Source organism: Streptomyces sp. NPDC107517 (assembly GCF_055582645.1).
Genome location: NZ_JBVJPM010000006.1, coordinates 131,572 through 154,066 on the forward strand (window position 1 = coordinate 131,572; position 22,495 = coordinate 154,066).

21 protein-coding genes are annotated in these 22,495 nt (G+C 70.8%); 10 read left to right on the plus strand and 11 right to left on the minus strand.

Annotation, left to right across the window (positions count from 1 at the left end):
* The first annotated feature begins 33 nt into the window (after positions 1-33).
* Positions 34-1,287, plus strand: a complete 1,254-nt coding sequence (locus ACZ67T_RS16505) for an amidohydrolase (RefSeq protein WP_469984604.1) — start codon at positions 34-36, stop codon at positions 1,285-1,287.
* 20 nt (positions 1,288-1,307) lie between these two features.
* Here the strand turns inward: ACZ67T_RS16505 and ACZ67T_RS16510 are convergent, their stop codons facing one another.
* The 4 genes from ACZ67T_RS16510 to ACZ67T_RS16525 form a co-directional block, all read right to left on the minus strand.
* Complete coding sequence (locus ACZ67T_RS16510) at positions 1,308-1,883, minus strand: TetR/AcrR family transcriptional regulator (protein WP_469984605.1); 576 nt, start codon at positions 1,881-1,883, stop codon at positions 1,308-1,310.
* Entirely contained in the window at positions 1,880-3,310 is a 1,431-nt protein-coding gene (locus ACZ67T_RS16515) for an MFS transporter (RefSeq protein WP_469984607.1), read from the minus strand. Before ACZ67T_RS16515 ends, ACZ67T_RS16510 begins: the two co-directional genes overlap by 4 nt.
* Before the next feature lie 183 nt (positions 3,311-3,493).
* Positions 3,494-4,483, minus strand: coding sequence for an alpha/beta hydrolase (locus tag ACZ67T_RS16520; protein WP_469984608.1), 990 nt, complete (start codon positions 4,481-4,483; stop codon positions 3,494-3,496).
* A gap of 20 nt (positions 4,484-4,503) precedes the next feature.
* Positions 4,504-6,120 carry a phosphodiester glycosidase family protein gene (locus tag ACZ67T_RS16525; RefSeq protein ID WP_469984609.1) on the minus strand — a complete coding sequence of 539 codons (1,617 nt, stop codon included), beginning with the start codon at positions 6,118-6,120 and terminating at the stop codon, positions 4,504-4,506.
* A gap of 362 nt (positions 6,121-6,482) precedes the next feature.
* On the opposite strand from ACZ67T_RS16525, the gene ACZ67T_RS16530 reads away from it, so the two are divergent.
* The 3 genes from ACZ67T_RS16530 to ACZ67T_RS16540 are packed head-to-tail and all read left to right on the plus strand — an operon-like array spanning position 6,483 to position 9,034.
* Positions 6,483-7,331, plus strand: coding sequence for an ABC transporter substrate-binding protein (locus ACZ67T_RS16530; RefSeq protein WP_469984610.1), 849 nt, complete (start codon positions 6,483-6,485; stop codon positions 7,329-7,331).
* Positions 7,328-8,179, plus strand: a complete 852-nt coding sequence (locus ACZ67T_RS16535) for an amino acid ABC transporter permease (RefSeq protein WP_469984611.1) — start codon at positions 7,328-7,330, stop codon at positions 8,177-8,179. The genes ACZ67T_RS16530 and ACZ67T_RS16535 overlap by 4 nt, the downstream gene beginning before the upstream one ends.
* Before the next feature lie 54 nt (positions 8,180-8,233).
* Entirely contained in the window at positions 8,234-9,034 is an 801-nt protein-coding gene (locus ACZ67T_RS16540) for an amino acid ABC transporter ATP-binding protein (protein WP_469984612.1), read from the plus strand.
* A 361-nt stretch (positions 9,035-9,395) separates the two neighbouring features.
* Here ACZ67T_RS16540 and ACZ67T_RS16545 read toward each other — a convergent pair whose 3' ends face one another.
* The gene (locus tag ACZ67T_RS16545; protein WP_469984614.1) at positions 9,396-9,983 is read right to left on the minus strand and encodes a TetR/AcrR family transcriptional regulator; all 588 of its coding nucleotides are present in this window, start codon (positions 9,981-9,983) and stop codon (positions 9,396-9,398) included.
* Positions 9,984-10,123: 140 nt separating this feature from the next.
* Here ACZ67T_RS16545 and ACZ67T_RS16550 point away from each other — a divergent pair, with 140 nt between their 5' ends.
* Positions 10,124-10,906, plus strand: coding sequence for an SDR family NAD(P)-dependent oxidoreductase (locus ACZ67T_RS16550; protein WP_469984616.1), 783 nt, complete (start codon positions 10,124-10,126; stop codon positions 10,904-10,906).
* A gap of 207 nt (positions 10,907-11,113) precedes the next feature.
* On the plus strand, positions 11,114-11,977 hold the full coding sequence (locus ACZ67T_RS16555; protein ID WP_469984617.1) for an LLM class flavin-dependent oxidoreductase: 864 nt from the start codon (positions 11,114-11,116) through the stop codon (positions 11,975-11,977).
* 17 nt (positions 11,978-11,994) lie between these two features.
* On the opposite strand, the gene ACZ67T_RS16560 is transcribed toward ACZ67T_RS16555, so the two are convergent.
* Entirely contained in the window at positions 11,995-12,186 is a 192-nt protein-coding gene (locus tag ACZ67T_RS16560) for a hypothetical protein (RefSeq protein ID WP_469984619.1), read from the minus strand.
* A 75-nt stretch (positions 12,187-12,261) separates the two neighbouring features.
* Here ACZ67T_RS16560 and ACZ67T_RS16565 point away from each other — a divergent pair, with 75 nt between their 5' ends.
* Entirely contained in the window at positions 12,262-15,420 is a 3,159-nt protein-coding gene (locus tag ACZ67T_RS16565) for a discoidin domain-containing protein (protein ID WP_469984620.1), read from the plus strand.
* Between the two features lie 468 nt (positions 15,421-15,888).
* On the opposite strand, the gene ACZ67T_RS16570 is transcribed toward ACZ67T_RS16565, so the two are convergent.
* Positions 15,889-16,116 carry an iron chelate uptake ABC transporter family permease subunit gene (locus ACZ67T_RS16570; RefSeq protein WP_469984621.1) on the minus strand — a complete coding sequence of 76 codons (228 nt, stop codon included), beginning with the start codon at positions 16,114-16,116 and terminating at the stop codon, positions 15,889-15,891.
* A gap of 397 nt (positions 16,117-16,513) precedes the next feature.
* Here ACZ67T_RS16570 and ACZ67T_RS16575 point away from each other — a divergent pair, with 397 nt between their 5' ends.
* Entirely contained in the window at positions 16,514-17,095 is a 582-nt protein-coding gene (locus tag ACZ67T_RS16575; RefSeq protein WP_469984623.1) for a TMEM165/GDT1 family protein, read from the plus strand.
* Positions 17,096-17,236: 141 nt separating this feature from the next.
* Complete coding sequence (locus tag ACZ67T_RS16580) at positions 17,237-17,413, plus strand: hypothetical protein (RefSeq protein ID WP_469984624.1); 177 nt, start codon at positions 17,237-17,239, stop codon at positions 17,411-17,413.
* A gap of 238 nt (positions 17,414-17,651) precedes the next feature.
* On the opposite strand, the gene ACZ67T_RS16585 is transcribed toward ACZ67T_RS16580, so the two are convergent.
* On the minus strand, positions 17,652-18,311 hold the full coding sequence (locus ACZ67T_RS16585; RefSeq protein ID WP_469984626.1) for a DUF3592 domain-containing protein: 660 nt from the start codon (positions 18,309-18,311) through the stop codon (positions 17,652-17,654).
* 39 nt (positions 18,312-18,350) lie between these two features.
* Here ACZ67T_RS16585 and ACZ67T_RS16590 point away from each other — a divergent pair, with 39 nt between their 5' ends.
* Entirely contained in the window at positions 18,351-18,494 is a 144-nt protein-coding gene (locus tag ACZ67T_RS16590) for a hypothetical protein (protein ID WP_469984627.1), read from the plus strand.
* Positions 18,495-18,525: 31 nt separating this feature from the next.
* Here the strand turns inward: ACZ67T_RS16590 and ACZ67T_RS16595 are convergent, their stop codons facing one another.
* From ACZ67T_RS16595 to ACZ67T_RS16605, 3 genes are all read right to left on the minus strand, one after another.
* Complete coding sequence (locus ACZ67T_RS16595) at positions 18,526-19,218, minus strand: DUF899 family protein (protein WP_469984628.1); 693 nt, start codon at positions 19,216-19,218, stop codon at positions 18,526-18,528.
* Between the two features lie 85 nt (positions 19,219-19,303).
* On the minus strand, positions 19,304-20,452 hold the full coding sequence (locus ACZ67T_RS16600; RefSeq protein WP_469984629.1) for a hypothetical protein: 1,149 nt from the start codon (positions 20,450-20,452) through the stop codon (positions 19,304-19,306).
* Positions 20,453-20,569: 117 nt separating this feature from the next.
* Entirely contained in the window at positions 20,570-22,420 is a 1,851-nt protein-coding gene (locus ACZ67T_RS16605; RefSeq protein WP_469984630.1) for a SpoIIE family protein phosphatase, read from the minus strand.
* Positions 22,421-22,495 lie beyond the last annotated feature (75 nt).

Below are 22,495 nucleotides of genomic sequence, written 5' to 3' on the forward strand. Positions count from 1 at the left end.
ACGCACATCGGTACTCAGAAAGGTCAGGTAGCCATGTCGAAGACGGTGACCGCGCAACTGCCGGAGATCCGCGATGAACTCGCCGCCTTCTACCGGGATCTGCACCAGAACCCGGAACTCTCGCTCCAGGAGACGCGAACCGCCGGTCTGCTGGCGCGGCGCTTGCGCGACGCGGGATTCGACGAGGTGGCCGAAGGAGTCGGCGTCACCGGCGTGGTCGGGCTGCTGCGCAACGGTGAAGGGCCGGTGGTCATGCTCCGTGCGGACTTCGACGCGCTGCCGGTGGAGGAGAAGACCGGGCTGCCCTACGCGAGCCAGGCGCGTGGGGTGGACAACGAGGGCCGTGACGTACCGGTGATGCATGCCTGCGGTCATGACATGCACGCCGCCTGCCTGACCGGTGCCGCCATGCTGCTCGCGCAGTCGCGTGATCAGTGGCGCGGCACCTTGCTGGTTGTGTTCCAGCCGGCTGAGGAACTCGCGGTCGGCGCGCGCGGGATGGTCGATGACGGACTGTTCGAGCGGTTCCCCAAGCCCGAGATCGTGCTGGGCCAGCACGTCGGGCCCCTGCCCGCGGGGGTCATCGGCTACGGCACGGGCCCGGTGATGGCTGCCGCGGATTCCCTGAACATCACCCTCCACGGTCGCGGCGGCCACGGATCTCGGCCCGAGGCGTCCATCGACCCGGTGCTCATGGCGGCCAACGTGGTCACGCGGCTGCAGGGCATCGTCGCGCGGGAGGTGCCTCCGGCGGAGACGGCCGTGGTGACGGTGGGTCGCCTGCAGGCGGGCACGAAGGACAACATCATCCCCGACGAGGCCGAGTTGGGGGTCAACGTCCGTACGTTCACCCCGGCCGTCCGCGACAAGGTCCGCAACGCGATCGAGCGCATCGTCACGGCGGAGTCGCAGGCGAGCGGCGCGGAGCAGCCGCCGGAATTCGACTGGACCGGCGCCGCGCCGGCGCTGGTGAGCGAGCCGGAGGCGACGCGGACCACGGTCGCCGCGTTCGCGGAGTACTTCGGGCAGCAGCGGATCATGCCCATGCCTCAGGTGAACGCGAGTGAGGACGTGGGCGTGTTCGGTGAGGTGCTCGGCGTGCCCACCGTGTTCTGGTTCTGGGGCGGCCTGGACACCGAGACGGTCCTCACCGCGCTCGCGGAGGACCGGCTGGACGAACTGCCGGCCAACCACTCCCCCCACTTCGCCCCACTCGTCGAGCCCACCTTGAGCACGGGCGTGGAAGCACTCGTCGTAGCCGCCCTGGAATGGCTCGCGGACGCGTGAACAAGTGGTCCTGCCGGCGTTCACCGATCGCCGGCAGGGCCTCCGCCGCCGAACGTCTCCAGCAGTACGTCGACGACCTCGTCCACGTCCGCCTCGGCGAGGTCCTCGAACGCCCCGGAATGGCGGGCGAGCAACACCCCGGCGACCGCCGCCACCAGCACGTCGGCCCGCAGCCCGGGCCGGTCCCTGCCCTCCCGGGCGAAGCGTGCCCGCAGCGGATCCACGAGCCGGGAACGCAGGGCCGCGCGGGTGGCGTCCTGCGCGGCCCCGTCACTCAGCGGCTGGACAGCGACCCTCAGCAGAGGGACCGGACCGCGCCGCTCCGCCCGCTCGGCGACCTCGCGCAGGCGCGACTCCGTGAGCAGGTCGTCCGGCGCGCTGTCGCCGTGTTCGGCGCGCAGCACCTCCACGTACAACAGGGGCTTGCTGCCGAAGTAGCGCGCGATCAGGGCCGGGTCCACACCGGCCCGCTCGCCGATCTCGCGGATGGTCGTGCGGTCGTAGCCGCGCTCGGAGAAGAGTTCGGTCGCCGCCCGCAGCAGTGCCTCGCGGGTGCGGGCGGAGTTCCGGCGCGGGCCCGCGGCCTCTGCGCTCACCGGCGGCTCGGCTCGGGGCGCGCCTGCTCGCCCTTGGCGACCGGCGTGGTCTGCCCCGCCGCGACCACGGAGGGGCGCAGCCGGGTGCCCGTCCGGGTGAGCACCACGGCGAGAATGCCGGTGATCACGAAGGCGGCGCAGCCGGCGAGGCCCGCGTTGCGGTATCCGTCGTTGGCCGGCAGCGCAGCGCCGGGGTCGGTGGCGGCCTGGAGGATCACCGCGCTCAGCGCGCTGCCGGTCGAGTACCCGATGTACTTCATGACCTGATTGAAACTCATGGCACTGCCCGTCTCCTGCGCGGGCACCCCGCCGACGATCAGGCCGGGGGTGACCGCGAAGGTGACGCCCACGCCGAGTCCGGCGAGCGCCATCATCGTGCCGATGCCCCACAGGCTGGAGCGGGCGAGCAGGAAGCAGACCAGGCCGGCGAGGGAGAGCAGGCAGCCCAGCGGCAGCATGCGGGCGGGCGTCGCCGCCGCGCCGAGCATCCGCACCAGGCGGCCGGTGACGAGGCTGGCCGCGGAGAACGGCACGAGGAGCAGGCCGGTGACGACGATGGACGAGCCGAAGCCGTATCCCGCGGACTCGGGCGTCTGGACGTATCGGGTGACCAGGGCGATCAGCAGGTAGGTGCCGACGCCCCCGACCATCGTGGTCAGGTTGGCGACGAGTACGCCGCGATCCTTGATGAGCCGTACGCGCACCAGCGGATGCGTGGAATGCATCGAGTGCAGCACCCACCCGGCGAGCAGGACGACGGCCGCGACGGCGAGCACGAGCAGCGGCGCGGATCCCCAGCCCCACCGTTCTCCCTCGGCCAGCGTCACCAGGAGGGCCGCCATGCCGCCGGCGAGCAGCAGCGCGCCGGGAAAGTCCATCGGGGTGGTGGGACGGCTCGGCGCCACGGGCACGACGATCACGGTGGCGACGAACGCGGCGGTGGCCGTGGCGACCGCGAACCAGAATCCTGCGTACATGCCGAGGTACTGGGCGAACAGGCCGGTGATCGGATAGCCGAGGCCGATGCCCGCGGCGGTGGTCAGGGAAAGCGTCGCCACCGCGGACCGTGCCCGCTCCGGAGGCAGCGCGTCACGCGCGGTGGCGATGGCGAGCGGGACGAGGCCCATGCCGACGCCCTGCAGCGCCCGGCCCAGGAGAAGGCAGGTCAGCCCGAGGGGCAGGGCCGCCAGGAGACTGCCCACCAGGACCACGGCGAGGCCCGTGAGGATCACGTTCTTGCGGTGCGGGCCGTCGCCCAGGCGCCCCATGACCGGTGTGGCGATGGCTCCGACCAGCATCGTCAGCGTCAGCGCCCACTGTGCGGTGGAGACGGCGACGTGGTCCTCGGCCGCGATGGTCGGAATCAGCGGCGCGCCGAGGCTGCTGACCACGGCGACGAGCATGCCGAGCGAGACGAGTACGGGCACGAGAGCCCGCGGATGCCGGAGTGCCGGTGTCGGAGCCGTTGCGGCGGGGGTGTGTGCGGACGCCGGTATGGAGGGCTGCAAGGGAGTGTTCCCGTTCTTGTCATCAGTCGATGTCATTGAATGATGACATGCCCCCGGGACCCGCTCCGGCCGCCCCCACCCCGGCGCCCGCCGCGCGTCACATCAGCTGGGGCCCCGCAGCGCCCCCAGGAGCATCGGCAGCGAGGCGTGCAGCTCTCGCTCCCAGTACGGCCAGCTGTGGGTCCCGGGCCCGTAGAAGTTGGTCGTCACCTGGCGGGCGCCCGCCTTGTCGAGCGCGCCCGCCAGGGCGTGGTTCTGCCGCTCGAAGTCGGCTTCGAGGGCGTTCGTGGCACCCGGCGGGTCCAGCGGGCCGGCGGTACCGTCGCCGCACGACAGGTACACGGGGATCTGCTTGAGTCGCTCGGCCAGGTAGTACGGGTCATGCGCGGCCCACACATCCCGCTGAGCCACGGGGTCGCCCCACACCCTTCGCGGGTCGTCGCCCTGGCCGGCGAAGAAGCCCATGATGCGGTTCACCGATTCGTCGTTCAGCAACGGGTGCACGGATCCGGAGTACGCCGCCGCCGCCTTGAACATGCCCGGGTGGCGGGCCGCGTACATCAGCGCGCCCTGCCCTCCCATGGACAGTCCGGCCACCACGCGACGCGGTCCCGCTCCCCAGTCGTGTTCGAGAAGGCGGCGCAACTCCTTGGTGTGGAACGTCTCCCAGGCGGGGTCGCCACCCTGCCCGTTGTTCCACCAGTCGCTGTACCAGCCGTTCCAGCCGGCCTCCGGCATGACCACGAGGACGTCGCGCAGGCTGTCGACGCGCGCGACGTCGGTCCGGCTCGTCCACGAGGTGTAGTCGCCGCAGCAGCCGTGCAGCAGCCACAGGGTCGGCCAGTGCCGGCGGCGGTCGTCCGGGTTCCAGCCGTCGGGCGTGAGAAGTCGGACCTTGACGGTCCGGCCGCCGAGAGCCGGGGAGCGTACGGACAGATCCACCTGGCGGTCGGCGACCTGGGTGACGGCGACGACCTCGGCGCCACGGGCGGGAGCGGCGGCCACGGAGGGCGCGTTCGGCGTCAGGGCGAGCAGCAGTACGGCCAGGAGGAGCAGGAGGCATCTGGCGCGGCGGATCGTGGCGGCGGTCATGGCGGCTCCTGTCGGTGGGTTCAGTCGCGGCCGGGGAGGACCAACAGGGCGTCTCCGACCGGGCGTTCGCCGGTCGCGTCGGACGGAGCGTTGATCACGTGCCCGTCGGCGACCATGGTGGTGGACCCGCCGCCGTCGAGGTTGATCGCGTCGCGCAGGCCCAGTGCCTTCGCGACCGCGGCGCTCTCTGGGATGCTGAGTCCGAGCGCGCCCGTGCTGCGTCCGTCGGCCGTCACCAGGACGGTCCGTCCGGCGGCGTCGACGCCGGCCAGCGTGCGCGGATTACGCTTGTGCACCCATCCGTAGTAGAAGCTCGGGTTACCGGGCTGGACCATGCCGTCGGCGGCCACGGTGATGTGCGTGCGGCCGTCCCGGACGAGTTCAGGGCCGCCATTGAGGATGCTTGTGCTGGTGGACGGGGAGACGGTACGCCCGTCGGTGTCCTTCAGCACGGCCTGGATCCGCAACTGATGCCCGGTCTGCGCCAGTTCGGCCAGTCGGGAGACGTAGCCTCCGGTCGCCTGTACAGAGCTGCCGCCCTCCGGCAGCGGTCCGCCACGCGGCGATCGCTTCTCAAGTACCCGTCCGTGGCGGTCGAGTACGGCCTCAAGGCCTTCGCCGCTCGGGGTCTTCCCGCTGAACTCGCGGGTGAAGGCTACGAGTTCGTCGTCGTCCTTGCAGGTCGTGTCGTGCAGCGGCAGCGAGGTGGGCGTGTCGTCGGCGGTGCCGCCGCAGTTCCTGATCAGGCCGGGGACGCGGTTGATCCCGTCCAGCGGAATCGAGGCGCCCCGGCCGGCCAGTCTGCCCCGCCAGGTGAGCCGGGCGACGCCGGTCCGTCTCCCGGAGTCCTGGATCACGAGGGAGGGGCGCGTGCCCACGGGTTCGCTCAGCAGCCGGCCGCCGTACACGCCGACGCCGGCCGGATCGCCGGGGGCACCGGCGTTCGGGTCGAGCACGAAGAACCCGGCGTTGACCCCTGCGGTGGCCCCGGCCGCGGCCACGAGCTGACTGGTCGTCTCTCGGTTCTCGAGATCCCGCCCGTACGAGGCTCTCAGCGCGCCGCGGAAGCGGTGCGGGTCGATGGTGAGGACGTCGATCCGCCACGGGCCCCGGTCCGTGGACTTCCCGTCCCACCCGCGATACACGGCGGCACCGGTGAATCCGACCGCCCGAAGCCGGGTGCGCTCGGCCGTGGCCGCGGACTGCGAACCGAACTCCCCGACCCGGACGCGCCATCCGAGCGTGCCGCCCGCGAAGTCCGCCGTCGCCGGTGTGGTGACCTCCTCGGCCCGCGCCTCGAAGCCGTCGTCGCGCAGGCGGGCGACCAGTCCGTCGGCGCTCGCGCGGTCGTTGAGCGCTGCTGGTGGCGCATCGGGATCCGGCGAGCCGGCACCGCCGGGGATGGACACCTCGACCGTCCACCCGAGCGCCTGCGCGTCGGCGCCGCGCACGATACGGGTGAGGGTGACTCCGGGCTGGAGTTCCTGCGTCGTCCGCGTCTCGGGCAGGTCGGCGGGGCCGAGGGGCAATGCGCCGGCCCGCCCTGGGGCGGGCGCCGACGAGGCCGGTACCGGCAGGCCTCCCACGACGGCGAGAACGGACAACACCGCACCTACGCCGAACAGTCTGCTGTTCACGTGCCCCCCACCGGACGAAGAACGACTCCCCCGTAACGGTGCTTGTGGTCGAGACCACTCGTCAAGGCATGTGCACGCCATCCGTGCATACGACGCGGCCTATGACCGTGGGGCCCAGGCCGATGAGGCGTCCCGCAGGTGACCCGCACCGCTCAAGATCGAAAATGTGAAGGCTTCCGGAGTGGCTGGTGACAGCTCTGGACTTTCGTGTTCGCGCTGATGCAGGGTGTGCCCACCGCAGTCGGGGCTCCGCTCGGGCCTGTCCCCCCGGTGGCCCGTGGTCACGACTGCGCGGGCACCCGTCGGGTGCCCGTCCCATTCCAGGTCAACTTCTCCCTGCCCAACAGAAGTTGCGATTCTCCATGCCCAAGGGAAGTCCAGTGAGCCCTCACGGAAGACTCGTCCGCCGCTCCACCCCGCTCGTGCTCGCCGCCGCGCTCGCCCTGTCGGCCACCGCCTGCAGCAAGGAACAGCCCACCACGACCGCCGGCGGCGTGAAGCTGGTCAAATCCGGCCAGTTGACGACGTGTACGCATCTCCCGTACGCGCCGTTCCAGTCGGAGAAGGGGAAGAAGATCGTCGGCTTCGACGTCGACCTGATCGATCTGGTGGCCGACGACCTCGGTCTGAAGCAGGAGATCGTGGACAAGTCGTTCGAGACGATCAAGACGGGCGCGGACCTCAACGCAGGCGTCTGCGACGTGGCCGCCGCGGGCATGACGATCACCCCCGAGCGCAAGCAGCACCTCGACTTCTCGATCCCCTACTTCGACGCCAACCAGGCACTGCTGGCCCGTAAGGGTGTCAAGGCGACATCGCTGGACACCATCAAGAGCGGCAAGATCAAGCTGGGATCGCAGTCGGCCACCACCGGCGAGGACACCGCGCACGCCGGCGGCATCGACTCCAAGTCGTTCGAGAGCTCGGACGCCGAGCTGAACGGACTGCGCACCGGTCAGGTGGACGTCGTGATCCAGGACTACCCGGTGGTCCAGGACTGGCTCAAGGACCCCGCCAACGCGGCGAAGTTCAGCGTCGCGGGCACCGTCGAGACGGGTGAGAAGTACGGCTTCGCCGTGCGCAAGGGGGGCAACGCCAAGCTCCTCGCCGCCATCGACAAGGCCATCAAGAAGGCCAAGCAGGACGGCACGTACAAGAAGCTGTACGAGAAGTGGATCGGCCCGATGCCCGCGGAGGCCGCGTCCCAGTGACCTCCTCCCACGCACCCGTCGCGGGGAAGGCCCCGGCCCAGCCCGCCGCGCGCCCGCGCCTCTCCCCGCGCCGGCGGCGCAGCATGCTCCGCGGCGCGCAGTACGCCGTCCTGGCCGGCGCGGTGATCACTGTCGCCGTACTGGCCGACTGGCACCAGTTGCAGCAGCAGTTCCTCGAACTGTCCGTGGCCAAGCGGATGTTCCCGGATCTCCTGACGGTGGCGCTGGCCAACACGGTGGCGTACACCCTGTCCGGATTCGCTGTGGGCCTCGTACTCGGCCTGGTCATCGCCCTCATGCGGCTCTCCTCGGTCGCCCCCTATCGCTGGCTCGCCTCGCTGTACATCGAGGTGTTCCGCGGACTGCCCGCCCTGCTGATCTTCATCTTCATCGGGGTCGGCGTCCCTCTGGCGTTCCCCGGTCTCGCCATCCCCGGTGGCGCGTACGGACAGGTCGCCGTGGCCCTGGGCCTCGTGGCCGCCGCGTACATGGCGGAGACCATCAGGGCCGGCATCCAGGCCGTGCCGCGGGGCCAGCTGGAGGCCGCGCGAACGCTGGGCATGTCCCACGCGAGGGCCATGTGGTCGATCGTCATCCCCCAGGCCTTCCGCATCATCGTGCCGCCGCTCACCAACGAACTGGTCCTTCTCTTCAAGGACTCGTCACTCGTGCTGTTCCTGGGCGTCTCCCTGCAGACCCGTGAACTCACCAAGTTCGGACGGGACTTGGCCAGCGAGACCGCCAACACCACACCCATCTTCGTGGCCGGTCTCTGCTACCTGCTGATCACCGTCCCGCTGGGGTACGTGGTGCGCCGCCTGGAGGCGGGCCATGCGAAGGCGCGGTGAGCGATGAGCGCCAGCGATCCCTCCGGCACCATGAGAGAACACAAGGGGACGGGCATGACGAATGCCACCACCACCGCCGACACGTCCGCGCCCGCGCCGGCCCGGGCGATCGAGGTCCGCGCGCTCCACAAGTCCTTCGGTGACCTCCAGGTCCTGCGCGGCATCGACTTCACTGTCGACACCGGCGAAGTGGTGTGCGTCATCGGCCCATCCGGGTCGGGCAAGTCGACGTTGCTGCGCTGCACCAACCTGCTCGAACAGCCCACTCAGGGCCAGGTCCTCATCGCCGGAACCGACATCACCGACCCGGATGTGGACATCGACCGGCTGCGTCGCCGTATCGGCATGGTCTTCCAACAGTTCAATCTCTTCGCGCACTTGACCGTCCTGGACAACCTGACGATCGCTCAGCGCCGGGTGCTGGGCCGGGACAGGACCGAAGCGGAACAGGTGGCCCGGCAGAACCTGGCCCGCGTCGGACTCGCGGACAAGGAAGGCAGCTACCCCTCACAGCTCTCGGGCGGCCAGCAGCAACGGGTGGCCATCGCCCGCGCTCTGTCGATGGGCCCCGAGCTGATGCTGTTCGACGAGCCCACGAGCGCGCTCGACCCGGAACTCGTCGGGGACGTCCTCGCCGTCATGCGCGGCCTCGCGGACGACGGGATGACGATGATGGTCGTGACCCACGAAATGGGCTTCGCCCGGGAAGTGGCCGACCGTGTCGTCTTCATGGACGACGGCGTCATCGTCGAACAGGGAAGCCCCGACGAGGTCCTGGGCAACCCGAGCCATCCACGCACCCGGGAGTTCCTCGCCCGAGTCCTACGCCCGGCGGACACCCTCACGGAGTCCTGACGGGATACGACGCCCCCTGCCGCAGACGGACGGCCGGGACACATCTCGCCACGCACCGCTCCCGCTCCCCCGGGGTGCGACCCGCCAAGGCGACAGATCCCGGAACCCCTCATACACACGCGCGCCACGGCGAGCGCAGCCCGGCCCACGCCCCTGGTCGCCGACCAGGGGCGTAGTCACGATCCTCGACAGGATCACTCACGGGTACACCATCGGCCACAGGGGGCCGCTGTTCCGAGCGGCAGTGTTTCCGGTACGGCTCGCTCGTCGGCGGTCACATGTTTCCCGGTGAGTACGGGCCGGAACGGCAAACCACCGCGCAGCCAAGGCACGTGCCCGGGCAGAGCACTCGAAGAGCTGGTCACCGGGTGGCGGGCCTGCCGACGCCGTACAGCAAGGTGTCGACGACGCGTGTGGCGAGGGCGTCCACGGCGGCGTCGGAGTCCGGCGCCTCGGCCGCAGCCTCGTGGATGAGGGCGTAATAGACGCGCCGCGCCCAGTCCACATCGGTGTCGGGCGCCAGAAGGCCCGCATCGCGGGCACGCACGAACAGCCGCTCGCACCGGGCCAGGACCTCGCCGTGCACGCGCGCGGCCTCAGGGGCGCCGGTCGGGTCGGCACCCATGGCGAAGCCCCATCCGATCTTCACGCGGAGCACGTTCGCGGTGACCTGGTAGAGGGCGACCGCCGGCGGGGCGGTTTCCGGCCGGGCGGCTTCGACGGCCTCGTGGAACCGCTGTGTCGCCCAGGTGGTCAGTGCCGTGATCAGGGCGTCCCGTGAGGCGAACCGCCGGTGCACGGTCGTCCGCGCGACCCCGGCGGCCTCGGCGACCTGCTCCATCGTCGCCGCCGGGTTCGCCGACAGCACGCGCTCGGCAGCTTCGAGGATCGCTCGAACGGTCCGCTCGGTGTCGGCACGCATCGGCTTGGCGGGGTCGGGCAGCGCCATGGGTGCCGATCCTTCCGGGTCTGTGGGTGACTCCATGAGGATACGACGGTGTGGCGACTCACGGATAACTTGCAACATCAGTGATGCATGTTTTAATGATTGCGCATCATGTGAGACGCAGCTATCTACGGAGGTACACCATGGACCTGCAGCTGAAGGGCAAGGCCGCGCTGATCACGGGCGCGAGCCGGGGTATCGGCCTGGCCGTCGTTCGCGCCCTCGTCGGCGAAGGCGTCCGCGTCGTCGCAGCAGCCCGCACCCCCACACCGGAACTGAGGGCGACCGGCGCCACACCCGTGGCGGTGGACCTGTCCGATCCGGCCGCGGCGGAGCGTCTGGTCACCGAGGCCGTGACCGAACTGGGCGGCATCGACGTCCTGGTCAACAACGTCGGGGGCGGCGACGCGGGCCTGAGCGGCGGCTTCCTCGGCATGACCGACGCGCAGTGGGCGGAGGTGGTGGACCTGAACTTCTTCGCCACCGTCCGTGTGACGCGCGCTGCCCTGCCCGCGCTGCTGGCGACCCGCGGCGCGATCGTGAACATGTCCTCCAACGGCGCCCGTGTCCCGAGCAGCGGACCGCTCGCGTACACCACCGCCAAGGCCGCACTCACCGCCTTCGGCAAGGGACTCGCGGAGGAATTCGGCCCGCAAGGTGTCCGGGTGAACACCGTCTCCCCCGGACCGGTCCGAACCGCCCTCTGGGAAAGCCCCACCGGCTACGGAGCCGAACTCGCGGCATCCCTGGGGATCCCGCAGGCCGAACTCGTGGCCGGACTCCCCGCAGCGACCGGCATGCTCATCGACCGGCTCATCGAACCGGACGAGGTCGCAGCCCTCGTCACCTACCTCGCCTCACCACGCGCCGCGGCGACCACGGGCACCGACCACCTCATCGACGGCGGATCCGTCAAAACCGCCTAGCAAACAGGCGCACACGACAGCAGGACGTCATTCCTCAAACAGACGCCGGCAGCACTCCGCCTCGGCATGACGCCCGATCTCACCGATCGCTTCCGTCACCATGCTCTCGGTCCGTGAGGGGAGCGCGCGCCGCCTCCGGGACCACCGGTCGGCGGACTGCCGCGAAACCCTCTGGATCCGGATCCGATTGCACCGCATCCTGCTGGGATGCACTTCTCCATCAACATCCCCAACTTCGGTGACTTCGCCGACCCCCGTAACGTCGCGACCGTGGCGGCCGCCGCCGAACAGGCGGGCTGGGACGGGCTCTTCGTGTGGGATCACGTGCTGCACCGATATCACCAAGGGCGTCCCTTCGGGGATCCGTGGATGCTCCTGACCGCCGCCGCACTGGCGACCTCGCGGGTCCGGCTGGGCACCCTGCTGACGCCGGTCCCGCGTTACCGGCCGCAGCAACTCGCCCGCCAGGTCGCCACGCTGGACCAGCTCAGCGGCGGCAGGGTGATCTTCGCCGCGGGTCTGGGCGGTCCGGTCGAGGACGAGTACCGCAGCTTCGGCGACGCCGCCGAGCCGCGTGTCCTCGCCGAGCGACTGGACGAGGGGCTGGAGCTGCTGGGGCACTTGTGGTCGGGCGAGCCGGTGAACCACCACGGCCGGCACTACGAGGTCCGGGACGTGACGATGCTCCCCGCCACCGTGCAGCGGCCCGCTCCCCCGGTGTGGATAGGCGGATTCTGGCCACGCCGTGCGCCCATGCGGCGGGCAGCGCGCTGGGACGGCGCGGTGCCGCTGTTCGAGACGGCCCGCCATGGGCATGTGCCGGACACAGCAGAGGTACGCGAACTGGTCGGCTACGTGCGCAACCAACGTAAGGCCGGGACGGACCGGCCCTTCGAGTTCGTGCTCGGCGGCGCCACATCCCCCGACGCGGCCAAGGCCAAGGACGTGATCGGACCGCTGCACGACGCGGGCGCCACCTGGTGGGACGAACGGCAGATCCAGACCGGCCCCGACCTGGACCGCCTGACCCCGGTTCTCCGCCGGATCGAGGCGGGGCCGCCAGTGCTCTGAGACATCCTTGAAGTTGGTCAGCCCTCGTGCCGTCGCCCCAGCAGGCGGGCCTGTGCCCTCTTCAGCTGGGCGAAGCCTCTGCGCGCGTACGCGGCCGTATTCGAGCCGACCCGCGCCGCGCACGCGTGCATCCGTCCGTACCGGCCCCGGAACGCTTCCGCCGGCCGCATACCGCGTACCCCCTCGATCACCAGCGGCTTCCCACCCATTGACGCTCCGCGCGACAGATCGAAGAATGGGCGCCTCCCACCTGACAACGTTGTCGTGTGAAAGAGGTCCCGCACATGTCGCACCATCCCACGCAGATCGACCGCCGGAGATTCCTGCAACTCCTGGGCTTGTCGAGCGCCCTGGCCGCCCTGCCGGCCATCGCCGTGGCGAACTCCGCCCAGGCTCTGGACAGTTCCACCGGTTCGGCCGGCTCCGCCTCTCCCCCGGACGAGACAGCAGCCACATACCACCGCGTCCTGCTCCAGCACACCCACTGGTCCGAGACGCAGTGGGACGAGGCGCGGGGCTACTACACGGACAAGGATTTCGGTTTCGCCGTCGTTCTCGGCCATGCGGTGCTGCTCACGCACGGCACGTACGACAACGAAATGGCCGGCGTCGACCGGGACACTCTCAAGGAGCGCACCCTCACGACGATCCGGCACTTCGCGGCGTCGAACCGGCTCACAGGCGGGTCCCAGTGGGGCCGCAAGCTGTTCTTCGACACCACGTTCCAGTCGTACTTCATCCTGGCCGCGCGTCTCCTCTGGGACGATCTGGACAGCGCGACGCGCACGAACGTCGACACCATCATTCGTGAACAGGCCGCGTACACCACGAAGTTGGGCACCGGTGACGACCCCGACTCCGGCGACTGGACACCGAACGGCCTCAAGGGCGGCTACGTGGGGGACACGAAGCTGGAGGAGATGGGGCTGTACGCGCAGACGCTCGCACCCGCCCTCGCATGGGCGCCGGACGACCCGCGCCGCCCGGACTGGGAGTCGGGCTACGGCACCTGGTCGCGCAACGAGGCGGGGCTTCCCCCGGCCGACCTCGCCAATCCGGCGCTCGTCGACGGCGTCGCCGTCTCCCGCAACACGGCCCGGAATCTGTACGACACGTTCATCGTCGAGAACCACGGATCCTTCGGCCCGCACTACCAGGAGGAGTTGTGGCGTACCTCGGGACGCAACGCGGCGCACTTCCTGGCCGCCGGGCAGCCGCTGCCGCAGGTGCTGACCGCGCAGCCCAACGCGCGGCCGCTATGGCGCACGTTGCTCGGAGTGATGAGTGACGCCGGTGAGCCGTTGATGCCGATGGTGAACGACCGCGAGCACCTGTACGGCAGGGACGTGATCCCGCTCGCGTTCCTGGCGCAGGTGACGGGCGACCGGGCGGCGGCACGGGCCGAACAGGCGCTGGCCGAACGGCTCGAGGCCTACCAGAAGTACCCGCCGGAGTACCGACTGGCCAAGTTCTCGGGTGAGCCGAAGTACGAGCCGGAGGCCCGGGCCGAGCTGGCCATCAGCTATCTCCTGCACGTGTGGGCGGCCGCGAAGGGCGAACGAGTCCGGCCGCTGTCTGCGGACGAGCTCTTCACCCAGGCGTCGGGGGTCACGGACTTCGGCCCGGGTCCCGGTCTCGTCTCGCACCAGACGCGGGCCGCGTGGGCGGGTGCCGTCAGCAAGCCCGGCTTCGTGAAGTTCGCCTGGCAACCGGCCCACGACGACTGGCTGTTCAAGATCAGCGGTGGTACGCCGATGTTCCTGCCGACGACCACGGGCAAGGTCGCGCAGCGAACCGTCCGGACGTACACCGCCGGGCGCGACGGATTCGACGGGAGCGCCACGGTGCTGCGTCTGGACAGTGGATACGCGGGCTTCACGACACTGCCTACGGGCGCCGTTGTCTACGCGAGCTCCGGAACGACCGCCGGGGAAGGGCACCTCGAGGTGCACAACCTGACCATGCCGGGGATGGCCGGCCTCGACGGCGCACGTACGTACCGTTTCGAGGAGGGTGAGGTCGAGGTACGCGCGCAGGATGCGGACACCTCTCCGACCGCGGCTGCGGCGCGCGTCGACGACGTAAGCTTCTCCCGCGCCACCGTGCGGCACATACGCATGCTCGGGGTGCGCCCCGATCCGACGTACGGCTACTCCCTGTACGCGTTCGAGGTGCGCGACGGTGCGGGCGGCACCGACCTCGCACATGGCGCGACGGCCACCTCGTCCTCGAACGATCCGGGCAAGGGTCCGGAGCTGGCCGTCGACGGTGATCTCGCGACGCGCTGGGCGGTCGCCAAGGCCGAACGCGCGCGTGCCGACAGCTGGTTGGCGGTGGACCTGGGCGCCGAGCGCGAGGTCGACCGCGTCACGCTGCGCTGGGAGGCGGCGGCCGGGCGTGCGTATCGCGTGCAGGGTTCGGCGGACGGCGAGCGCTGGGAGGACCTGGCGGCCTGGCCGGTCCCCGATGTGAGCAGCCGGGGTGGCTGGCTCGACATCGATGGGCGTGCCGGGCTTGTCGTGCGCGGATCGGATGCGGACCGTCCGATCGCCGTGTACGGCGACACGATCCTGGCCGCCGACGGGCCTGCGGCGCCGGTCGTGGTCGAAGGATATGCGGGTGCCTCGGTCGACACGCTGCGCGCGCTGGCGCGGAACGCCTCGCCCACGGCTGGGAGCAAGGCGGTCCAGGTGGCATTCACGGAGGAGCACCTGAGCCTGTTCAACCTCTCGGGCGACGCGGTCACCACGACGGTGGACGTGCCGCAGTCCGGTGCACGTCGTCTGGTGTTCCAGGGAGACCAGACTCTGACCGACGGCGGAACGACTTTCCAGGCCGAGCTCGGAGCATCTGACGCCCTTCTGCTCGCTCCCCGGTTCACGCTGGCTCCCGTGGCGGGTGCGGGACGGCTGCCCTCCGGACTGCGCGTACGTGTGATGGACGGCGCCACCGTGCAGCTCTCCGGGGCGAGTTGCCGCGTTCGCGTGGAGGGGCAGCGCCGCAGCGAGGTCGCCGTCGTGCGGCGTGGGCGTGAGACGACGCTCCGCCTTCACGACGCGACCGCTTTCCCCCTCGACGACCTCGCCCTCGACCGCACCGTGTTCCCCACCAGTCCGCTGCCTGCCGGCATGTCGGACCCGTCCGCGGCGGTGGACGGCAACCCGGAGACCTCGTGGCGGCCCGGTCCCGACGGGCGGATGGTCGTCGACCTGGGCGCGCGGATGCCGTTGCGTTCGCTCGAGGTCGCCTGGACGGACGCCGGGGCGCCCGCTCTCAGCGTCGAGGTCGGCGACGACGGTGTCACCTACCGAGCTGCGGGCCGCGCCGGCGGGCGCGGCCGTGTCCGTGCACTCGACCTCGACACGTCGGCGCGGTACGTCGCCGTGAAGGTCGAGGGTCGGCTGTCCGGGGACGCCCGCCTCAGCCAGCTCACCCTGCGCTGAGACATCGCACAGAACACATCCCGAGGGGCCCGGCCCGGTCACGCGGCAAGCCGGGTCCCTCCCCGTCTCGCGCGGGGCGAACTCCGCGTCTACGACCTCAGCTCCCCCTCGCAGCAGGGCCACACCTCACCGCAGGGTTTTTCGTCCGGCCCCTTGGCCTGCCCCCCTGAGGCGTCCGCACGGGCTGATACGCCCTGACCCCATACGCATGACCAGCACGCGGTTGCGCGCACCGGCTGGCCGGCACGGCCGCCGACGTCCCGGACAGCAGCATGTGTTGGAGCACGGTGCCGCCGAGGGCGAACGTACGGGACCGATGTCACCGGACCGCCGGGCCGGCGCCTGCGCCTGCGCGGACAGCGCGACACCCGCGGGACCCACAGCATCCGCCGCACCCGCCGCACCCGCCGCACCCGCCGCACCCGCCGCACCCGCCGCACCCGCCGCACCCGCGAAGGCGAACCACGCCTACTCCCCAGGCCGGTTGAGGTGCAGCACAGAGGTCGCGACGACCACGGCGAAAACCGCGCCCGCGTTGATCCCGAGCGCGGTGGGCGAGGCGAGCAGGTTACGCGTGGTGCCCTGCGCATCCGCCCCGGCGACGCCGAGCACGGCACCGACCGCGAGCGCCGCGACGGTTCGCGGCAGCCGGAGCCCGGTGACCGCCAGCGCCTCCCGCCCCTGCGCATGAGCCAACAGAGCGTCGTACTCGACGGACAGCGGACACAGGACAGAGGAACCGAGCGAGCCCTCACGGCGAGGGCTCAACGCGGGGCGGAACATCGGGGCGACGAGTCCAGCGGGGAACAGCGGCAGGCGTCGGCACGCAGAGGTGGACGCGGTGGGGGTGCGTCGCCTGGATCACGCCGAAGGGGAACAGTCCCCAGAACCGCTGGTCGACACGCTGGGTGCGACAGAGCACCCCGGCCACCGGGCTCCCGCACACTGTGCGGGGGCGGACGCGACCTTCGGCCAAGGCATGATCCGGCCCCAGTGACGTGTGGGCCGTTCCATCGTGCCGGGCCGAGTGGTTCTCCCGTCACCCCATGGGTGCCTATGAGCCGACGGCCCGGCCCCGGCAGAAAGCAAGGCAATGACCTTCGACCCCCTGGCGTTCCTCACCGCCTTCGGGCTGATCTTCCTCGCGGAACTCCCCGACAAGACCATGTTCGCCTCGCTGGCCATGGGCACCCGGATGCGGCCGCTGTACGTGTGGTTCGGCACCTCCACCGCCTTCGTCGTGCATGTCGCGATCGCCATCGGCGCGGGCAGCCTGCTCAGCCTGCTTCCGGGCACGGCCGTCAAGCTCGTCTCCGCCGCCCTGTTCGCCTTCGGAGCCGTCGTCCTGCTGCGCGGCGGGGACGAGGACGACGAGGAAGGCCCCGCCACGACCGTCACCGGTTTCTGGCCCGTCTACACCACCGCCTTCATGGCCATCTTCATCAGCGAATGGGGCGACCTCACCCAGATCACCACCGCCAACCTGGCCGCCACCAACCCCTGGCTGCCCACCGCCCTCGGTTCGATCCTCGCGCTGATGTCGGTCTCCGCCCTCGCCCTGCTGGTCGGCCGCTTCATCGCCAAGCGTGTCCCCCTCAAGACCGTGCAGCGCATCGGTGCCGCGTGCATGGCGGGACTCGCCATCTGGACCCTGATCGAGGCCTTCACCGCCTGACGCCGCGACGTGAACGCCTGACGGGCCTCAGGCCGGGTGCTCAGCTCCTACCCTGCGCCCGATCGACCCGTCCGGCGACGATCCAAGGGCGCGCTTTGACTTCACGAGAGCAGCGGTCACCGGCGCTACGGTCCGGCCGCCGTGGAGACCGTCGAGGCGCTGAACTGCCTGCGGTCGAGGGCCGTACTCCGCACCGAAAAGGCGCGCACCATGCTCGGATGGGAACCGCGCGACACGGCGACCACGATCGTCGACACTGCCGAGAGCCTCATTCAACTCGGGCTCTGTGAAGGCGAAACGCCCCGCTCCGGCCGGTAGGCATTCGGTCGGTCGGGGCGGGAGCGGCTCGGTTTCCGCCCGATCAGTCTGCAGACCCGTGACAGCTGCGCGACACGTACCCGGCGGCCTGCTCCCTGCGCGGCGCGCACACGTCGGACGTGAGTTCTCCGCCGCGCAGGGCACGTCGCCGGTCTGCATTGCCCATGACCTCACCCCGCGACGTGCGCCAGTGCGATCGCCTCGCCGCAGGGTGCCCGCCAACCACGGCGCCGGGCTGTCAGCCGACCGACGGAACCGCAGTCCCGGATCCGCTACGGGCGGCGCGGGAACGCCGCCGCGTCGCGATCGCAATGGCCGTCCCGATGCCCGCCATCAGCAGTCCGATCCCACCGAAGACCAGTGGAATCAGCCACAGTGAGACAAACCCGTCGATCCTCGCGTCCTGCGGGTCGTCGGCGCGGTACAGGACATCGACCCGCTCGCCCGTGTCGTACGACGGCGGGTTGGAGCCCGATGAGCCCTGGAACGTCGTCGGCGTGCCGCCCGCCGGCGTGAACTCGACCACCGGGTACGCCACGGGCCCGCTGCTCTGCCCCGACTTGGTGGATGAGCTGATATGGCCGCTCTCCCACTCCAGGTACACCACGGTTCCCTCGGCACGCTGCGCGTCCTGCACGAACGAGATCGACACCCCCGCGACAATTGCCCCGACGGCGAAGAACAGCGTCCCGAACGCGATGACCCCGAACGTGATCCACCAGCCGGCGCTCCGCCGCCCACGTGCCTGAACCTGCACAACGTCCCTCTCATTCGTCCGGAAGTAGGGGACGCTATCCCAGGCGTAAGGGCCGCTGCACACCCGCCCCACCTCGTTCACGATGCGGAGCAACTCCGGGGCCCGGTACCCGGCCGGCGCACCTACCGCGAGGGCGGCCACACACCCTGGACCTCCGCCCAACTCCAGGCCCACAGAACCGTGTCAGCGCCCTGCCCGCGCGGACGGGTCGGCACGTACAACTACCGTCTCGCGGTCACGGTCGAGGTCGCGGGCATCCAGGCGGACGGGTCCCCGGCCGCGAGCGCCGGCAACCGCGCGGACTGCGGTACGGGCATCAGCTGAGGGCACACGCGGACATCTCGCACGGGTGAGGTCAGCTGTTCTCGCCGTAAGCCGCCGCGATCTCCTCCGACCCGGCCCACCGGCTGTACGTCGGCTGCTGCGGCCAGCCCTCCGGCGAGTCCTGCCACACCTCCTGGCGGCCGTACGGCAGCAGGTCGACCAGGCCGAACAGATGACTCAACTGCTCGGTGCCGCGGCCGTCCGTGTGCCAGGTCCGGTACACCTTGTCGCCGTCGCGCAGGAACACGTTGACCCCGAATCCGGCGTTCGGCGGGGAGCCGACGTCGCTGCCGAACGAGCTGTTCGCCGTCGAGTACCAGGTCATCTCGTTCCCGACCTTCCGCTTGTAGGCGAGTGCCTCGTCGATCGGCCCCTGCGTGACGATCACGAACCGGGCGTCGAACTTCTCCAGGCCGAGGAGCCGGGTGAACTGGGTGGTGAAGCCGGTGCAGCCGCTGCACTGCCACTCCGCGTCCTCGAACCACATGTGGTTGTAGACGATCAGCTGCGGGTGGTCGCCGAAGATCTCCGCGAGGCGGACGGGACCGTCCTCGCCCTCCAGGACGTAGTCGGGCATCTCGACCATCGGCAACCGACGGCGCTGGGCGGCGATCGCGTCGAGCTCCCGGGTGGCGGCCTTCTCCCGGACGCGCAGCGCCGCCAGCTCCTTCTGCCAGGTGGCCGCGTCGACGACGGGCGGGAGGGCGTTCTCGGTGGTGGACATGGTGCCTCCGGGGGGATCTGGTGCCTGTCTGGGAGTACTGACTTCCCGGGCGGCCGGAAGTCATCGGTCGTCCACCGGCAACCCTCTACTTGTTCGGCCCCCTGAAGCGGCCGAACGCCTTCGTGAAGGCGGTCAGCGGCGAACCGTCCAGTCTGTCCGAACCCTGGTCGGCCGGCCGGGGCACACCGGCGCCGCCGGTCGCCGCCAGCGCGGCCTGCGCCGCCTCGGCCGCCTCCCGGTAGAGATCGCAGGACTTCGTCATGGCCTCCAGCGCCTCGGCGTACCTGGCGACCATGCCCTGGGCGTGGACCAGTTCCTCGTCCTGGGTGAGCAGGTGCCAGCCCTGGCGCAGTCGCGTCAGGGCCCGCTCGGCCTCGGCGGGCAACGGCCGCGGCAGCGCGGCGAACTCCCTGATCCTGTCGAGGAGTTCGGTCGGTTCGGAACCGTCCAGGAAGACACTGCGCACTGTGAAGCGCTCCGCCTCGTAACCCGGGACGGTCGGCACGGTGGGCAGGACGACGGCGCCGCCGCGCGGCATCCGCACGCTCAGCTCCCGCTTCATCGCGACGTCGGCGATCTGGGCCTGGCCCGGCGTGGCCCGATGCTCGACCACCCGGTGCCGCAGGCTCGGCGGCAGGAACGTCGAGACCGGCTTCTGCCCCATCGCGTCCGGCGTCATCGCCTCGTGCACCACGACGTGGATGAACCAGCTGTTGCGGGTGCAGTCCCGCAGCCGGTGGCGCAGCTCGTCGTCGTCCTTCGGCAGGTGGTTCGTCGCTCGCAGCCGCACGCCGGACACCGCGTCGTGGTCCCAGTCGACCCGGTCGCTGTCGGGCCAGAACATGGTGGCGGGCGAGGGCCAGCGCGCGTCCCATGCGCGCTCCGCCTCGGCGGCGAGGACCCACGGGACGCCCTCCCCTTCCTTGCGGCGGGCCTCGGGGTCGTACGTCGTCAGCTGTGCGCGCACAGTGACGTCGTCGGCGACGCGCCAGCGGGCCTCGAAGAGGCGACGGGCCGAGGGACCGGGGTCTGCGGACCCGTCCCGCGGGTGCAGGGCGGTGGAGCGGGCCGCCTCGACGGGGTCGAGGTCCAGGAAGTCGTCGAGTACCCCGGCCGCCTTGAGGGCGATCAGGTTGCGCCGGACGTCCTGCTCGGGCTCGGGCCCGAGATGGCGCCCGCGCCCCAGCCACGCGGTGTCGGGGGCGGTGGTCGATGAGCTGCTCTTCTTGGCCATGGAATCGTTCTGTGAGTGATTGGGGGTCCGACCAGTATGGTCCCTGCACCCGTCGATGGAAGCGGAACCCCCGTCCCCGACTTCGCCGACCGCCACGGGGCGGCCCGAAACCCGACGTCAGGCGTGTGGCGGCGGCTTCGGGGCGTGGCGCGTGCGCATGTCGTCGATCGGCGCCTGGAGCACCAGTACCGACAGGTCGTCCTCGACGGGACCCGTCCCGAAGTCGTGCGCCGCTCGCCGCACATGCTCCGCGAGCGCCTTCGCGCCGAGGCCCATGCCCTGTCGGAGCACATCCGCGAGACCGTCGTTGTCGTCCAACTGCCAGTTGCCGCGACGCCGTTCGGTGACGCCGTCGGTCACACACAGCAGGGTTTCACCGGGCGCGAGATAGAACGTGCTGGCACGGAACTCGGCGCCCTCGTCGATGCCGAGCAGCATCCTGGGTTCGCAGGCCGGCTCCACTCTGCCGTCGGTGAACAGATGGAGGGGCGGGGGGTGGCCGGCGCTGGCGACCCGGCAGCTGGCTCCTGCCACGACGGGGTCGACGGCCAGCTCTCCGTACAACAGGCTCAGGAAGCGGGTGGCCGCCTGCTCGCCGTCGGCCGTGAGGGCTTCGGCGCTCTCCTCCGCCATGGCGGTGTTCAGCCGGTCGAGCACCGATTCGACTCCGTGGCCTTCGCGCGCGAGGAGGCGCACCAGGTGCCGGGCGAGTCCGGTGACGGACATCGCCTCCGGGTCCTTCCCCTGTACGTCCCCGAGCAGGAAGCACCAACGGCCCTCGTCCTTCGGGAAGATGTCGTAGAAGTCACCACCGACGGTCTGGCCCTCGCCGTGCGGCTCGTAGACGATCGCGCTGTCGATTCCCGCGATGCTGGCCAGGGTCGACGGCAGCTGCCTGCGCTGGAGGGCGACGCTGATGGACGTCTGTCTCGCGTACTGGCGGGCGGTGTAGACGGCCTGCGCGACGCGGCGGGCCACGTCGTCCACCATGCGCACCACCGCGTCGGTCATCTGCAGCTGCCCTGCCCGGCCAAGGAGGAGAACCCCGACGTCCGTGTCACGGACGGTGAGCGGGAAGGCGAACGCCGACCCGCCCGCACGGTCGGACCCGCCGCTCTCCGGCCAGGGCCAGGGCGTGCCCCCGGCCCGGATGCCGGAGGACGGTGACATGCGTTCGAGTTCCTCGCGCAGCGGCACTATGCGCCGCTCGTCGACGTGCCAGACCCGGGACAGTTTCAGCCCTCTCCCCTGGGTTCTCAGCCAGATGCCGCACCAGTCCGCGAGCCGGGGTACGAGGAGCTGGGCCGCCAGCGCGGCGACCATGCCCTGGTCCAGCTGCCCGGCCAGGAGCTCACTTGTCTCGGCGAGGAACGACGGACCGCTGCGGTCCACCCATTCGGCGGCATACCCATGGCTGCGCGCAGGGTGGTCCGGCGGCGTCGCGTCATCTTGTGCCGGCTGCGGGGTCCCGGGTCCGCCGTTCTCGCCGGTAGCGGCCGGGGTGGCGTCGTTCCCCAGAGGTTCCGGCTCGACCGACGATGCCTCGAGCCGGAACCACACCCGCTTCTCCGAACGACGGTAGGTCACCCCCCAGGCCTGGGAGAGCGCGCTCACCAGCTGGAGGCCGTAGCCGGGTTCGCCGTGCCGGGTGTCCGCCGCGCCGCGAAGGCCTCTGGAGGGGTGGCGGTCCACGACCTCCACGACGACGGCCATAGCGGTGTCCGGGTGCCGCTCCAGACGGCAGACCACGTCGATGTCCGTGCCGGCGTACACGACTGCATTGGTGACCAGCTCGCTGACCAGCAGGACTGCGTTGTCGACGAGCCCTGGCGGGACGCTCCCAGGAGCGGGAACCGGGTCCTGGCCCGGCGTCGCGGTGGACGGCGCCCCACCCGTGAGCACCGCACGCACGAATCTTCGCGCCTGTGCGGACGCGAGCTGGTTCGCCGGCAACTCCTTGCTGCACACGAAATCAGCCGAGTGTGCGGGCAACGGGATCACGACGCCCCCTGGGTGCGCAATCAGCGCGTGGGAGAAGTATTT